The organism is Nonomuraea sp. NPDC050663 (assembly GCF_044456985.1).
Taxonomy (GTDB): domain Bacteria; phylum Actinomycetota; class Actinomycetes; order Streptosporangiales; family Streptosporangiaceae; genus Nonomuraea.
Genome location: NZ_JBITGL010000004.1, coordinates 505,096 through 520,916, shown reverse-complemented (window position 1 = coordinate 520,916; position 15,821 = coordinate 505,096). Strand labels below are relative to the sequence as shown.

Genomic DNA, 15,821 nt, shown 5'->3' with positions numbered 1-15,821 from the left:
CGTTCGAGAGGCACTCGACCATGATTGAGATAACCGGGCTGACGAAGCGTTTCGGCGCCAAGACGGCCGTGGACGACCTGACCTTCAGCGTCGAACCGGGCAGGGTCACCGGCTTCCTGGGGCCGAACGGCGCCGGCAAGTCGACGACCATGAGGATGATCCTCGGCCTTGACCGGCCCGACGCCGGCAGGGTGACCGTCAACGGCCACGACTACGTGGGGCTGGCCCGCCCCATGCACGAGGTGGGGGCGCTGCTGGACGCCCGCGCCGTCCACAAGTCGCGTACGGCACGCAACCATCTGCTCTGCTTAGCCCAGACCAACGCGATCCCCGCCCGCCGCGTCGACGAGGTGCTGGAGCTGGTGGGTCTCGCGTCGGTCGCACGCAACCGGGCCGGCTCCTTCTCCCTGGGCATGGGCCAGCGGCTCGGCATCGCCGTGGCACTGCTCGGCGACCCGAAGGTGCTGCTGTTCGACGAGCCCGTCAACGGCCTGGACCCCGAGGGCATCAAGTGGATCCGCGAGCTGATGCGCGGCCTGGCCGGAGAGAACCGCACCGTGCTGGTCTCCAGCCACCTCATGAGCGAGATGGCGCAGACGGCCGACCATCTCGTCGTCATCGGCAAGGGCAGGCTGATCGCCGACATCGGGATCGCCGAGTTCGTCCGGCAGGGCTCCAACGTCCTGGTCCGCGCGGACGACGCCGAGCAACTGACCCCCCGCCTGGTCGAGGCGGGCGGCACCGTCCAGCGCGGGACGGACGGCTCGTTCATCGTCACCGGCCTGGAGGCCAGGAGGATCGGTGAGGCCGCGCTGGCCGCCGGAGTGGTGCTGACAGAACTGACCCCCCAACGCTCATTGGAGCAGGCGTACATGGACCTGACCCGCGACAGCGTCGAGTTCCAGGCGAGCGTGGCGTGATGGCCGCCGTGGAGACGATGCGCTCGGAGTGGACCAAGTTCCGCTCGATCCCGTCGAACGTCCCCGTCATGCTGGCCACCGTGGCGGTCATGATCGGCGCGGGCGCCCTCACCGCCAACGGCGCGAGCAAGAACTTCCAGGCCGCGGGGCCGATGTTCGACGCCACCTACATCAGCATGTACGGGGGTTTCCTGTTCGCGCAGATCAGCGTGGGCGGGCTCGGCGTGCTCGTGGCGACCTCCGAGTACGCCACCGGGATGATCAGGACGAGCCTGACCGTGGTGCCCAGGCGCGGGCGCCTGCTGGCCGCGAAGGTCTGGACGTTCGGGCTGATCGCGCTGGTGATGGGGGAGATCGCCGCCTTCGGCTCGTTCCTGCTCGGGCAGATCACGATCGGCGCCAACGGCGCCCCGGCGGCCTCGCTCTCCGATCCGGGCGTGCTGCGCGCGGTCTTCGGCATGGGGCTGATCTGGGTCCTGGTGGGCCTCATCGGCGTCGGGATCGGTGTCCTGCTGCGCGACACGATGGCGGCCACGACCGTGGTGGTCGCGGTGAACTTCATCATCCCGATCATCGGGCCGCGGCTGATGCCCCAGGCCATGGGCGACTGGGTCACCGTCTACTGGCCGATCCAGGCCGGTCTGCGTATCACCTCCACGGTCCCCGACGCGGAACGGCTGGCGCCGTGGACGGGCCTGGGCCTGATGGCGGCGTGCACCGCCGTCCTGCTGCTGGCGGCCTTCGCCGTGTTCAGGACCAGGGACGCCTGACCCCCTCCGTCATGACGCCCGGCGTGCCGCTCCGGCCGCCGGGCGTCGTCGTTCCCGGCACCCCTTACTGGGGCCTCTACCAGCGCCTTTAGTGGCCTCTAGGGGTTACTCGGCCTCCCGCCGCCCGCGAATACTGAAATCGGTGGAACCTGTCGGGAGGAGCATTCAGAATGGCGCCGAATTTCGCGAACGGTCAATGCCGATCCTTCCGCGGAGACGGACGACCCGACCTGCTCGTGCGTAACACGGAGACCGGCGAGTTGTTCGTCTATCCGCACAGCGGTGAATTCAACGGCACCGCCACGTTCGCCGATCCCGTGCGCATCGGCGACGGATTCGGCTGGTGGCGTTTCTTCTTCGTCCGCGCCATAGACGCGACCGGCGACGGCCAGGCGGACATCTGCGCCTTCAGCGCCCACGAATTCGACATCAACCCGGGCGAGAACGGGGAGCACGGGTTCTTCCTGCTGCAGAACCTGGGCGGGCCCGGCGAGATCGGCCCGTTCGCCGACCCGATCAGGGTGTCCGGGAGGCGTGACGACGACCAGCAGTGGGAGACGATCGGCTTCGCCGACGTGACCGGCACCGGCCCCGACGACACCTTCGGCAGGGGCAAGGACGCCGGCAACGTCGACGTCTTCCCGCACCGCGACCGGGGCGTGGTCCGCAACGACACCTACGACAAGGAACCGGTCAGGCTCACCGAGATCGGGGTCGACGACCTGCCGGTCGCGATGGCCGACTTCACCGGCGACGGCACCCTCGACCTGCTGGTCCGCCGCGCCAACGGCGACCTGGACCTGTTCGAGTTCGACGGCCGCCCCGGCGAGACCACCGAGGGCGCCTGGCACACGGTCGCCACGGGCTGGCAGGACATGCGCCTGATGGCGCTCACCGACATCGACCTGGACGGCCGCCCCGACCTGCTCGGGCTCCACCAGGACGGCACCCTGGCCGCCTACCGGCACTGCGGGAAATTCGACCCGGACCACCCGGCCGCGCTCTTCGAGGAGCCGGTCACCGTCGCCACCGGGTTCGAGATCTACGACGTCATCAGCTGATAACTCCGTCGGAAGCTGGACAGGTTCACATGCAATTCGAACTTTCTTCCCGTACTTTTTCCGACGACGCAGTGGCGATCGTCGGTATATCCTGCCGACTTCCGCAGGCCCCCGATCCGCAGTCGTTCTGGCGGCTGCTCCGCGACGGCCGCGACGCCATCACGGAAGTGCCGCCCGGCCGCTGGGAATCGCCGGCGACCGAGGGAATGCGCGGCGGATTCATCGACGCAATAGCCGACTTCGACGCCGAATTCTTCGGCATCGCCCCGAACGAAGCGGCCATGATGGACCCGCAGCAGCGGCTGGTCCTCGAACTGAGCTGGGAGGCGCTGGAGGACGCCGGCATCGTCCCCGCCAGCCTGCGGGACAGCGGCACCAGCGTCTACATCGGCGCCATGGCCGGCGACTACGCCCAGCTGCTCCAGGGCACCGTGTCCCGCCACAGCCTGACCGGGCTCAGCAGGGCGCTGCTCGCCAACCGCATCTCCTACACCCTGGGCCTGCAGGGGCCCAGCCTGACCGTCGACTCGGCGCAGTCCGCCTCCCTGACCGCCGTCCACCTGGCGTGCGAGAGCCTGCGCAACGGCGAGTCCGGCCTGGCCCTCGTCGGCGGCGTCAACCTCAACATCACGCCCGACAGCACCCTGGCCGCCGAACGCTTCGGCGCGCTGTCGCCCGACGGGCGATGCCACACCTTCGACGCGCGAGCCAACGGCTACGTCCGCGGCGAGGGCGGCGGCGTCGTCGTGCTCAAGCCGCTGGCCCGCGCGCTGGCCGACGGCGACCACGTCTACTGCGTCATCGCGGGCAGCGCCGTCAACAACGACGGCGGCGGCGACGGGCTGACCGTGCCCGCCCAGCACGCGCAGGAGGAGGTCATCCGGCTGGCCTGCGAGCGGGCCGGGATCAGCGGCGCCGACGTGCAGTTCGTCGAGCTCCACGGCACCGGCACCCGGGTCGGCGACCCCATCGAGGCCCGCGCGCTCGGCGCGGCCCTGGGCTCCGCCAGGGAGCCGGGCACCCCGCTGCTCGTCGGCTCGGCCAAGACCAACGTCGGCCATCTCGAGGGAGCCGCGGGCATCGTCGGCCTGCTGAAGACCGCGCTGGCCATCCGGAACCGCGAGCTGCCCGCGTCGCTGAACTTCGAGACGCCCAACCCGCAGATCCCCTTCGACGAGCTCAACATCCGGGTCAACACCGCCCTGAGCCCGTGGCCGCGGACCGACGCGCCGCTGGTGGCCGGCGTCAGCTCGTTCGGCATGGGCGGAGCCAACTGCCACCTGGTCCTCGTCGAGCCGCCCTCCCCGGTCACGGCCGCGGCCTCCCCGCCCTCCGCGGACGCCCAGCCGGTGATCGTGCCGCTGTCCGGGCAGAACGAGGCCGCGCTGCGCGGCCAGGCCGTACGGCTGCGCGAGCACCTGCTGAACACGCCGGAGACCGGCCTCTCCGAGCTCGCCTACTCGCTGGCCACCACGCGCACCGCCTTCCCGGTGCGGGCCGGCCTCGTCGTGGACGACCAGGCCCAGCTGGCCGAAACCCTGGCCAAGCTCGCCGCGGGCGAGCCCGCCGCCGGGGTCGTGACCGGCCGCCCCGGCACGGGCGGCCTGGCCTTCCTCTACGCCGGCCAGGGCAGCCAGCGACGTGGCATGGGCCAGGAGCTGTACGGCGCCCATCCCGTCTTCGCCCGCGCCCTGGACGAGATCTCCGCCTGCTTCGGCGGCGACCTCATCGAGGCGATGTTCACCGACCCGGACGGCCGTCTCGACGAGACCGGCACCACCCAGCCCGCCCTCTTCGCCTTCGAGGTCGCCCTCACCCGCCTCTACGCCCACTGGGGCATTCGCCCCGACCACCTCATCGGCCACTCCGTCGGCGAGATCGCCGCCGCGCACGTCGCGGGAGTGCTGTCCCTGGAGGACGCCTGCGCCCTGGTCTCGGCACGCGGCAGGCTGATGCAGGACCTTCCGCCCGGCGGCGCCATGGTCGCCGTCCAGGCCACGGAGGAGGAGATCCTTCCGTTCCTCGACGCGGGCGCCGGCATCGCCGCGATCAACGCGCCGGACTCCGTGGTCGTCTCCGGCGTGGAGAGCCGCGTCGCCGAGATCGCCGAGGAGATGCGCGGCAGGGGTCGCAAGACCAGCCGCCTGCGGGTCAGCCACGCCTTCCACTCGCCGCTGATGGAGCCGATGCTCGCGGAGTTCCGGCAGGTGGCCGAGTCGCTCACCTACCACGAGCCGGCCGTTCCCATCGTCTCCAACCTCACCGGCGCCGTGGCGTCCGGCGTCGAGCTGTGCTCGCCCGACCACTGGGTCAGGCACGTGCGCGAGGCCGTACGGTTCGGCGACGGCATCAGGGCCCTGGCCGACGCGGGCACCGGCGCCTTCGTGGAGATCGGGCCGGGCGCCGTCCTGTCGGCCCTGGGGCCGCGCTGCCTGCCGCACGGGAGCGGCGCGCGCTTCATCCCCACGCTCCGCGAGGGCCGGCCGGAGCCGCTCGCCGCGTCCCTGGCCGTGGCCGAACTGTACGCCGGCGGGGCCGAGCTGGACTGGGAGGCCGTGCTTCCGGGCGGACGTCGGGTGGCATTGCCCACGTACGCCTTCCAGCGCACCCGCCACTGGCTCACCGGGTCACCCGGCAGCGGCACCCCGGGCACGGACCCCGCCCGCCGTGACGCGGACGGCCCGGCGCTCAGCGATAGCACGGCGGGACTCCCGTCCTCCGCGGAAGCGGTGTCGCCCGCCGGTGGGGCGGCGGCTTCGCCGCTCGCCGGCAAGCTGGCCGGGCTGACGGAGGCGGCTCAGGAGCAGGTGCTCCTCGACCTCGTCAGGACCTGCGTGGCCCTGGTGCTCGGGCACGCCACCACCGCCACCGTCGACGCCGCCACCACCTTCAAGGCGCTCGGCTTCGACTCCTACAGCGCCGTCGAGCTCGGCAACCGGCTCAGCGCCGCGACCGGCCTGCGGCTGCCAAGCTCGCTGCTGTTCGACTACCCCACGCCCGCCGTACTGGCGGGGTTCCTGCGTGCGCAGGTGACCGGGGCGATCGAGCAGCCCGGCGGCGCGGTCGCGCGCGTGGTGGGCCACGACGAGCCGATCGCGATCGTCGGGATGGCCTGCCGCTTCCCCGGCGGCGTGGTCTCCCCGGCCGACCTGTGGGAGCTGGTGATCTCGGGCCGCGACGCGATCGGGGAGTTCCCCGCGGACCGCGGCTGGGACCTGGAGCGGCTCTACGACCCCGATCCTGCCGGCCACGGCACCTCCTACGCCCGCCACGGCGGCTTCCTGTACGAGGCGGCGGAGTTCGACGCCGGGTTCTTCGGGATCTCCCCGCGTGAGGCTCTGGCGATGGATCCTCAGCAGCGGCTGCTGCTGGAGACGTCGTGGGAGGCGATCGAGCGCGCCGGGATCAGCCCCGACGGGCTGCGCGGCAGCCGTACGGGCGTGTTCGCGGGCGCGACGGCGCAGGACTACGGCCCCCGCCTGCACGAGGCGACCGGCAGCGCGGAAGGCTACGTGCTCACCGGCACCACGGCCAGCGTGATCTCCGGGCGCGTGGCGTTCTCGTTCGGGTTCGAGGGCCCGGCGGTCACGGTCGACACGGCGTGCTCGTCGTCGCTGGTCGCGCTGCACCTGGCGGCCCAGTCGCTGCGCTCAGGCGAGTGCGACCTGGCCCTGGCCGGAGGCGCCACCGTCATGGCCTCGCCCGGCATGTTCGTGGAGTTCTCGCGGCAGCGCGGCCTGTCGGCGGACGGGCGCTGCAAGGCCTTCGCCGCCTCCGCCGACGGCACCGGCTGGGCAGAGGGCGTCGGCATGCTCCTGGTCGAGCGGCTGTCGGACGCCCGGCGCAACGGCCACCACGTGCTGGCCGTCCTGCGGGGCAGCGCGATCAACCAGGACGGCGCCAGCAACGGCCTGACCGCGCCGAACGGCCCCTCGCAGCAGCGAGTGATCCGGCAGGCCCTGGCCAACGCCGGGCTGTCGGCCGCGGACGTCGACGCCGTGGAGGCGCACGGCACAGGAACCATGCTCGGTGACCCCATCGAGGCGCAGGCGATCATCGCCACCTACGGTCAGGACCGCGAGCAGCCGCTCTGGCTGGGCTCGCTCAAGTCGAACATCGGCCACGCCCAGGCCGCCGCCGGAGTCGGCGGCGTCATCAAGATGGTCATGGCGATGCGCCACGGCCTGCTGCCGCGCACGCTGCACGTGGACGAGCCCTCGCCCCACGTCGACTGGTCGGCGGGAGCCGTACGGCTGCTCACCGAAGAGCACTCATGGGACCAGCCGGAACGCCCCCGCCGGGCGGCCGTCTCCTCCTTCGGCATCAGCGGCACCAACGCCCACGTGATCATCGAGCAGGGCGCGCCCGACCCCGAGACGGACGACTCAGGCCTGCCCCTCGTGCCCTGGCTGATCTCCGGCAGGAGCCCCGAGGCGCTGCGCGCCCAGGCCCGGCGGCTCGCGGCGTGGGCCGGACCCGACGTGCCCGTCGCCGCCGCAGCAGCCGCCCTGGCCACCCGGCGTGACCCGCTGGAGCAGCGCGCGGTGATCGTCGGCGCCGACCGCGACGAACTGCTCGCCGGCCTGCTCGCCCTCGCGGACGGTACGGCGACGCCTGACGTCATCACCGGAAGCGGGCACGGCGGCAAGCTGGCGATGCTCTACACCGGTCAGGGCAGTCAGCGGCTCGGCATGGGCCGCGACCTGGCCGCCGCCTTCCCCGTCTTCGACGAGGCGCTGGAGGAGATCAGCGCCCAGTTCGACGCGCAACTGCCGCACCCGCTCCGCGCCACGATGGTCGACGACCCGGACGGCGTGCTCAACGAGACGCTGATGACCCAGCCCGCGCTCTTCGCCTTCGAGGTGGCGCTGACCCGGCTGCTCGCCTCCCTGGGCATCCACCCCGACGTCGTCGCCGGCCACTCGGTCGGCGAGCTCGCCGGCGCCCACATCGCGGGCGTGCTGTCCCTGGCCGACGCCTGCACGCTCGTCGCGGCGCGGGCCAGGCTCATGCAGGCCCTGCCCGCGGGCGGCGCGATGCTCGCCATCGCCGCGTCGGAAGCCGACGTCCAGCCGTACATCGAGGGCCGCGAGGACCAGGTCGCCATCGCGGCCGTCAACACCCCGACCTCGGTCGTCATCTCCGGCGCCGCCACCGTGGTCAACGAGATCGGCGAGCGCATCAACGCGCGCACCCGCGCGCTGCGGGTCTCGCACGCCTCGCACTCGCCGCTGATGGAGCCGATGCTCGCCGAGTTCGGGCGCATCGCCGCCACCGTCACCTACCACGAGCCCCGCATCCCGGTCGTCTCCAGCGTCACCGGCAGGCCGGTCGAGCCCGGACAGCTCACCACCGCCGAGTACTGGGTCGACCACGTGCGGCGGCCGGTGCGCTTCGCCGACGCCGCCGCCGCCGCGCAGGCGGACCTCTTCCTGGAGGTCGGCCCCGACGGCATCCTCACCGGCCTGGCCCAGCAGACGCTCGCCGACGGCGTGTTCGTCGCCGCCGCGCGCAAGGAACGCGACGAGGTCCGCACCTTCGTGCAGGCTCTCGGACTGCTGCACGCCGCGGGCCGGGCTCCGGACTGGAAGGCCTTCTTCGCCGCCGTGCCGTCCGGGTCCGTCGAGCTGCCCACCTACGCCTTCCAGCGCGACCGGTACTGGCTGGAGACCGGCGGGCCGGCCGGCGTGCCGACGGAGCTCACGGGGCTGTTCGGGGTGGACTGGACGCCTGTGCCGGTCACCGGCGCGATGCCCGCCCCGGGCGACGAGCTCCTGCCATGGACCGCCGCCGAGGTTTCCGCCGACGGTTCCTCCGGGGCTTCCGGCGAGGCCGATGGGGCGTCGGGGGATGAGCCGGGGCGCGCGCGGCAGGCCGTGGCGCGGGTGCTGGGCGCCATCCAGGAGTGGCTCGCCGCCGACCACCCGACCTCCTCCCGCCTGGTGATCCTCACCCAGGGCGCCACCGGCGACGGGACGGACCTGGCCGCGAAAGCCGTCTGGGGACTCGTGCGCTCGGCGCAGACCGAGTACCCCGGCCGCTTCGTCCTGCTCGACCACGACGGCAGCTGCCCGCCGGAGGCAGCCCTGGCCTACGACGAGCCGCAACTGGCCGTGAGAGAAGGCCGCATCTTCGTCCCCCGCCTGGCCAAGCGCGACCTGCCGCCGGGCGAGGCCCCCTGGAGGGCCGACGGCACCGTCCTGGTCACCGGCGCCACCGGCGGGCTGGGGCGGGCGATCACCCGCCACCTGGTCGGCACGCATGCCGTACGCGACCTGGTGTTGCCGACCCGCGACGCGCACTCCGCCGCGGCGCTCGCCCTGGCCGACGAGCTCACCGGCCTCGGCGCGCGAGTCGAGCTGGTCACGTGCGACCTGGCCGACCGCGACGCCCTCGCGGCGCTCGTCGCCTCCTGCGACTCGCTGACCGCGGTCGTGCACATCGCCGGGGTCCTGGACGACGGCGTCGTCCCGGCGCTGAACCCGCAACGGCTCGACGCCGTGTGGCGGACGAAGGCGGAAGCCGCCTGGCTGCTGCACGAGCTGACGAAGGACCTGGACCTGTCGGCGTTCGTGCTGTTCTCCTCGTGCGCGGGCACGCTGGGCAGCGCGGGCCAGGCCAACTACGCCGCCGCCAACGCCTTCCTCGACGGCCTGGCGCGGCACCGCCGTACCCTCGGGCTGCCCGCGACGGCGCTCGCCTGGGGTCTGTGGGACAACGGCGGCATGGGCGCCACGCTCGCGCCCGCCGACCTGGCGCGCTGGGCCCGGCTGGGCATCGCCCCGCTGCCACCCGAGCAGGCGCTGGAACTCTTCGACACCGCGCTCGCCTCGACGGCCGAGACGCCGCTGCCCGCCCGGCTGAACCTGGCCGGGGTCGCCGACCCCGCGCCCGCGATGCTGCGCGGCCTGCTGCGCAAGCCCGTCGAACGGCGCACCTCCGGCGCGTCGGGCGCGATGGCGCTCGGCGAGCTCCTGCGCGGGATGAACCCGCAAGAGCAGGAACGCACCCTCCTCGACCTGGTCAGGAGCCAGGCGGCGCTGGTGCTCGGGCACGTGACGCCGAGCGTGATCAGCGCGACCGGCGCGTTCAAGGACGCCGGCTTCGACTCACTGACCGCGATCGAGCTCAGGAACCGGCTGAACACGGCCACCGGGCTGCAACTGCCGAGCTCGCTGCTGTTCGACTACCCGTCACCCGCGGTGCTGACCGACTACCTGCGGGCCGAGCTGCTCGGCGCCGACGGCGGCGCGTCCGGCGCGGTGACGGCCAGGATCGCCGCCCTCGACGAGCCGATCGCGATCGTGGGCATGGCCTGCCGCTTCCCCGGCGGGGTGGCCTCGCCCGACGACCTGTGGAACCTGGTCGCGTCAGGAGCCGACGTCGTCGGCGAGTTCCCCACCGACCGCGGCTGGGACCTGGAGCGGCTCCTCTCCGGCGACCCGGACGATCCGGGCACTTCCACCACCCGCTACGGCGGCTTCCTGTACAACGCCGCCGACTTCGACGCCGCCTTCTTCGGGATCTCGCCGCGCGAGGCGCTCGCGATGGACCCGCAGCAGCGGTTGCTGCTGGAGGCGTCCTGGGAGGCGATCGAGCACGCCAACCTCGACCCCGCCGTCCTGCGCGGCAGCCAGACCGGCGTGTTCACCGGCATCGCCCCCATGGAGTACGGCCCGCGGCGCTACGAGGGCGCGGAGGCGGTGGAGGGCTACCTCCTCACCGGCGGACTGGCCAGTGTCGCCTCAGGGCGCGTGTCGTACACGTTCGGGTTCGAGGGCCCCGCGGTCACGGTGGACACGGCGTGTTCGTCGTCGCTGGTGGCGCTCCACCTGGCCGCGCAGTCGCTGCGGACAGGCGAGTGCGACATGGCGCTGGCCGGTGGCGTGATGGTGATGGCCTCACCTGGCACGTTCGTGGAGTTCTCGCGCCAGCGAGGGCTCTCCGAGGACGGGCGGTGCAAGGCGTTCTCCGCCTCGGCGGACGGCACCGGCTGGGCCGAGGGCGTGGGCGTGCTGCTGGTCGAACGGCTGTCCGACGCGCAGCGCAACGGGCACCAGGTGCTTGCCGTGGTGCGCGGGACCGCGATCAACCAGGACGGCGCGAGCAACGGTCTTACGGCGCCGAACGGGCCGTCGCAGCAGCGGGTGATCCGTCAGGCGCTGGCGAATGCCGGGCTGTCGACCTCCGACGTGGACGCGGTCGAGGCGCACGGCACGGGGACCGTGCTGGGCGACCCGATCGAGGCCCAGGCGATCATCGCGACCTACGGGCAGGAGCGGGACCGGCCGCTCTGGCTCGGCTCCCTGAAGTCGAACATCGGGCATGCGCAGGCCGCTGCGGGTGTCGCCGGTGTGATCAAGATGGTCATGGCGATGCGGCACGGAGTGCTTCCGCGCACCCTGCACGCGGAGAACCCCTCGGAGCACATCGACTGGTCGGCGGGGGCTGTTGAGCTGCTGACCGAGGCTCGGGACTGGGATGCGGGCGATCGTCCGCGCCGGGCCGGGGTGTCGTCCTTCGGCGTGAGCGGGACGAACGCGCACGTGATCATCGAGCAGGGGCCGGTGGCGGAGGAGCCGGAGTCGATCACCAATGAGCTCCCGGTGTCGCCGTGGCTGCTGTCGGCTCGCACGCCCGAGGCGTTGCGGGCTCAGGCTGCCCGGCTGGCGGAGTGGGCGCAGGAGCGGCCGGAGGTGGATCCGGCCTGGACGCTGGCCACCGGTCGGGCGTTGCTGGAGCAGCGCGCGGTGGTCGTGGGCGCTGATCGGGCTGAGCTGGTGGCGGGTCTGCGGGCTTTGGCCGAGAGCGGTACGGCGAGCTCGTCGGGTGGCCGGTTGGCGATGCTGTTCGCCGGTCAGGGCAGTCAGCGGGTCGGCATGGGCACCGAGCTGGCGGCAGCCTTCCCGGTGTTCGCCGAAGCGCTCGACGAGGTGTGTGCTCTCCTGCCTGGTTCTCTCCGGGAGACGATGTTCGCTGGCCCGGTCGAGGCGCTGAACCAGACCGGCATGACCCAGCCGGCACTGTTCGCCTTCGAAGTCGCGCTCTACCGCCTGCTGACCTCGCTGGGCGTCACCCCGGACGTGCTGGTCGGGCACTCGGTCGGTGAGATCGCCGCCGCACACGTCGCCGGGGTGCTGTCCTTGGCGGATGCGTGCGCGCTGGTCACGGCCCGCGCGCAGCTGATGCAGGCGCTGCCCGAGGGCGGTGCGATGCTGGCCGTCGCCGCTCCCGAAGCCTCGGTGGCGCCGCTGCTGGAGGGCCGCTCCGATGTCGGCATCGCCGCCGTCAACGGCCCCGCCTCGGTCGTCATCTCCGGCAGCGAGGCTGCGGTGGAGGAGATCGCGGCCCTGGTGGACGCTCGCACCCGTCGACTGCGGGTGTCGCATGCCTTCCACTCGCCGCTCATGGACCCGATGCTGGCTGACTTCGAGCAGGTCGTCTCGCGCCTGACGTTCAACGAGCCGCAGATCCCGATCATGTCGAGCGGTTCCGTGACCGACCCCGCCTACTGGGTGCGGCATGTCCGTGACGCGGTCCGCTTCGCCGATGGCGTGCTGGCTGCCGCAGCCGATGTGTTCGTGGAGATCGGCCCGGACACCACCCTCACCGCCCTGGCCCAGCAATGCCTGGACGAGGGCGTGTTCATCCCCGCCACCCGCAAGGACCGCCACGAGGTCCGGTCGCTGGTCGAAGCCCTCGGCACCCTCCACACCCACAACGTGGAGATCGACTGGACCACGATCCTCACCCCGTCGAGGCAGGTGGACCTGCCGACCTACGCCTTCCAGCACCAGCACTTCTGGCTGGAGCCCAGCCGCTCCGTCAGTGACGTGACGGCTGCGGGCCTGAGCGTCGTGGACCATGCGATCCTGAGCGCCGCGATCCCCGCCCCCGACGGCGACGGCCTGACGCTCACCGGGTTGCTCTCCCTGGCCACCCTGCCCTGGCTCGCCGATCACGCGGTCAACGGCACGGCGATCCTTCCCGGCACGGGCTTCCTGGAGATCGCGCTGCGCGCGGCCGCGGAGACGGGGGACTGCGCGAGCGTCTCCGAGCTCGCCCTGCAGGCGCCCCTCGTCATCGGCCACGACAGCCCCGTCCAGCTTCAGGTGGTCATCGACGCGCCCGACGACGACGGCCGGCGCGGGCTGGCCCTCTACTCCAGGGCCGAGGGAGCGACCACCTGGCAGCGGAACGCCCAGGGTGTCCTGTCTCCGGCCTCGTTCGACGCGCCAGGCTTCGACCTGGCGCAGTGGCCGCCTCCCGGTGCGCAGCCCCTCGACATCGACGACCTCTACGACGACCTGGCCGCGAGCGGCCTGGAGTACGGTCCCGCCTTCCAGGGACTGGTGGCCGCCTGGCAGCGGGACGGCGACGTCTACGCCGAGATCGACCTGCCCGGCCCTGCCCAGGACGGCGCGGAGCGGTTCGGGTTCCACCCGGCTCTCCTCGACGCCGTGCTGCACTCGATCACGCTCGGAGGGCTGCTGCCGCCGAGCGAGCCCGGCCGGCCGTACCTGCCCTTCGCCTGGTCGGGCGTGCACGCGCACGCGGCGGGCGGCGTCGGGGCGCGGGTGCGGACGACGGCCAAGGGGGTGGGGGAGCTCTCGCTCAGCGTCGCCGACCACACCGGTGCGCCGATCCTGACCGTGGAATCGATCGTGGTCAGGCCGGTGGCGACCGAGCCTTCGCAAGAGCTGACGCCGTACGTGCTGGACTGGCCGGCCGTCCCCGCGTCGGGTCCGGAGCCCTCCGAGGTGACGGAGCTGCAGGCTGCGGGCTCGCTGGACGAGGTCGTGGGCGCCGAGCGTGTCCTGTTCCGGGTTCCGGTCGGCTCGGGCCGCGAGCGCCTCTCCGAGGTGCTGGCGCTCGTCCAGGAGTGGCTCGCCGACGAGCGGCTCGCGCAGTCGCAGCTCGTGCTCGTGACCTCCGGCGCTGTCAGCGTGGTGGAAGGCGACGTGATCGACCTGTCCACCGCTCCGGTGTGGGGGCTGATCCGGTCCGCGCAATCCGAGCACGCTGGGCGTTTCGTCCTTCTCGACACCGACGGTCATCCCGACTCCGAGGCGGCCCTGCCGGGTGCCTGCGCTTCGGGCGAGCCGCAACTGGCCTTGAGGTCCGGCACGATCCACGTGCCGCGCCTGGCCCCGCTCACCGAGGCCCGGCGCCTGGAGCACCCGTTCGCCGCCGCGGATCATTCCGGAACGCAGGGGACGGTGTTGCTCACGGGCGGCACCGGCGGGCTCGCCGCGCTCGCCGCGAACCGGCTGGTCACCGAGCACGGCGTGCGCCACCTGCTGCTGGCCGGCCGCCGTGGTCCGGCGGCCCCGGGAGCGGACGAGCTCGTGTCCGATCTGACCGCTCTCGGTGCACAGGTCACCGTGGCGGCCTGCGACGTCGCCGACCGCGAACAGCTGGCGGCGCTGCTGGACACCATCCCCGACGACCGGCCCCTGAACGGGATCATCCACCTGGCCGGCGTCGTCGACGACGGCGCCGTGGCCTCCCTGACGCCGGAGCGCATCGACCGGGTCTTCGCTCCCAAGGCCGACGCCGCATGGCATCTGCACGAGCTGACGGCCGACCTCGACCTGGCGTTCTTCGTCCTGTACTCGTCCGTGGCCGCCACGGTCGGCAGCGCCGGCCAGGCTAACTACGCCGCCGCCAACGCCTACCTCGACGCCCTGGCCGTGCACCGGCGTACCCTCGGCCTGCCCGCGCACTCCCTGGCCTGGGGCCTGTGGCAGACCGAGCAAGGCATGGCCGGAGCGCTCACCCAGGCCGACGTCGCCCGCCTCGGCCGTATCGGGCTCGCCCCGATGCCGGCCGCGCAGGGCATGGCGCTGTTCGACACCGCGCTCACCCTGGACCGGGCCGTTCAGGTCGTGGCCCTCCTCGACACCGCGACGCTCCGCCGCCAGGACGAGATCCCCGCCGTCTTCCGATCCCTCGTCAAACCGCAGGTACGGCGCGCCGCACCGGCCAGGCGGCTCCGCGCCGGGACGGACAGGGCGGCACTGCTCACCCTCATCAGGACCAACATCGCGCTGGTCCTCGGGCACTCCGACCCCGATTCCGTGGGAGTCGAGGCGGCCTTCAAGGATCTGGGCTTCGACTCGCTGAGCTCCGTCGAGCTGCGCAACCGCCTCAACGCCGCCACCGGCCTGCGCCTGCCCGCGACCCTGCTGTTCAACTTCCCCACCGCGGACGCGCTCGCCGACCACCTGTACGCCCAGCTCACCGGCGCCACCCAGACCCAGCAGGTCAGCACCCGCACGGTCCAGACCGACGAGCCGATCGCGATCGTGGGGATGGCCTGCCGCTATCCCGGCGGAGTGCTCTCGCCCGACGACCTGTGGCGGCTGCTGGCCCGCTCCGGCGACGCGATCAGCACCTTCCCCGTCAACCGCGGCTGGGACCTGGAGCGGCTCTACCACCCCGATCCTGCTCACGCGGGGACCAGCTACGCCCGCGAGGGCGGGTTCCTGCACGACGCCGACCAGTTCGACGCCGCGCTGTTCGGGGTCTCGCCGCGCGAGGCCACCGCGATGGACCCGCAGCAGCGGCTGCTGCTCGAGGCCTCCTGGGAGGCGATCGAGGGCGCCGGGATCAGCCCGAAGTCGATGCGCGGCAGCCGTACCGGAGTCTTCGCCGGGGTCATGTACCACGACTACGGCGGCCGTCTGGCGCAGGCGCCAGACGGTTTCGAAGGGTTCGTGCTCAACGGCAGCGCGGGCAGCATCGCCTCCGGCCGGGTCGCCTACACCTTCGGCCTGGAGGGTCCCGCGGTCACCGTCGACACGGCCTGCTCGTCGTCGCTGGTGGCGCTCCACCTGGCGGCCCAGTCGCTGCGCTCGGGGGAGTGCGACCTGGCCCTGGCCGGCGGCGTGACCGTCATGGCGACGCCCAGCGTCTTCGTCGAGTTCTCGCGGCAGCGCGGCCTGGCCACCGACGGACGGTGCAAGGCCTTCTCCGCCTCGGCGGACGGCACGGGCTGGGCCGAGGGCGTCGGCATGCTGCTGGTCGAGCGGCTGTCGGACGCACAGCGCAACGGGCACCAGATCCTC

Annotated in this window: 4 protein-coding genes (1 of these 4 running past the window's edge); all 4 read left to right on the top strand. The window is 72.7% G+C overall.

Annotated features, from left to right (window positions below):
- Nucleotides 1-20: 20 nt before the first annotated feature.
- The gene (locus ACIBH1_RS15430; RefSeq protein WP_397314374.1) at nt 21-920 is read left to right on the top strand and encodes an ABC transporter ATP-binding protein; all 900 of its coding nucleotides are present in this window, start codon (nt 21-23) and stop codon (nt 918-920) included.
- Nucleotides 920-1,690, top strand: coding sequence for a hypothetical protein (locus ACIBH1_RS15425; RefSeq protein ID WP_397314372.1), 771 nt, complete (start codon nt 920-922; stop codon nt 1,688-1,690). The genes ACIBH1_RS15430 and ACIBH1_RS15425 overlap by 1 nt, the downstream gene beginning before the upstream one ends.
- A 236-nt stretch (nt 1,691-1,926) precedes the next feature.
- Nucleotides 1,927-2,751, top strand: coding sequence for an FG-GAP repeat domain-containing protein (locus tag ACIBH1_RS15420; protein WP_397314371.1), 825 nt, complete (start codon nt 1,927-1,929; stop codon nt 2,749-2,751).
- Nucleotides 2,752-2,780: 29 nt separating this feature from the next.
- Nucleotides 2,781-15,821, top strand: partial view of an SDR family NAD(P)-dependent oxidoreductase gene (locus ACIBH1_RS15415; RefSeq protein ID WP_397314370.1) — the beginning only. 14,349 nt of this gene lie beyond the right edge of the window; 13,041 of the gene's 27,390 nt are visible here — the first part of the coding sequence; the start codon lies at nt 2,781-2,783; its stop codon lies beyond the right edge, outside the window.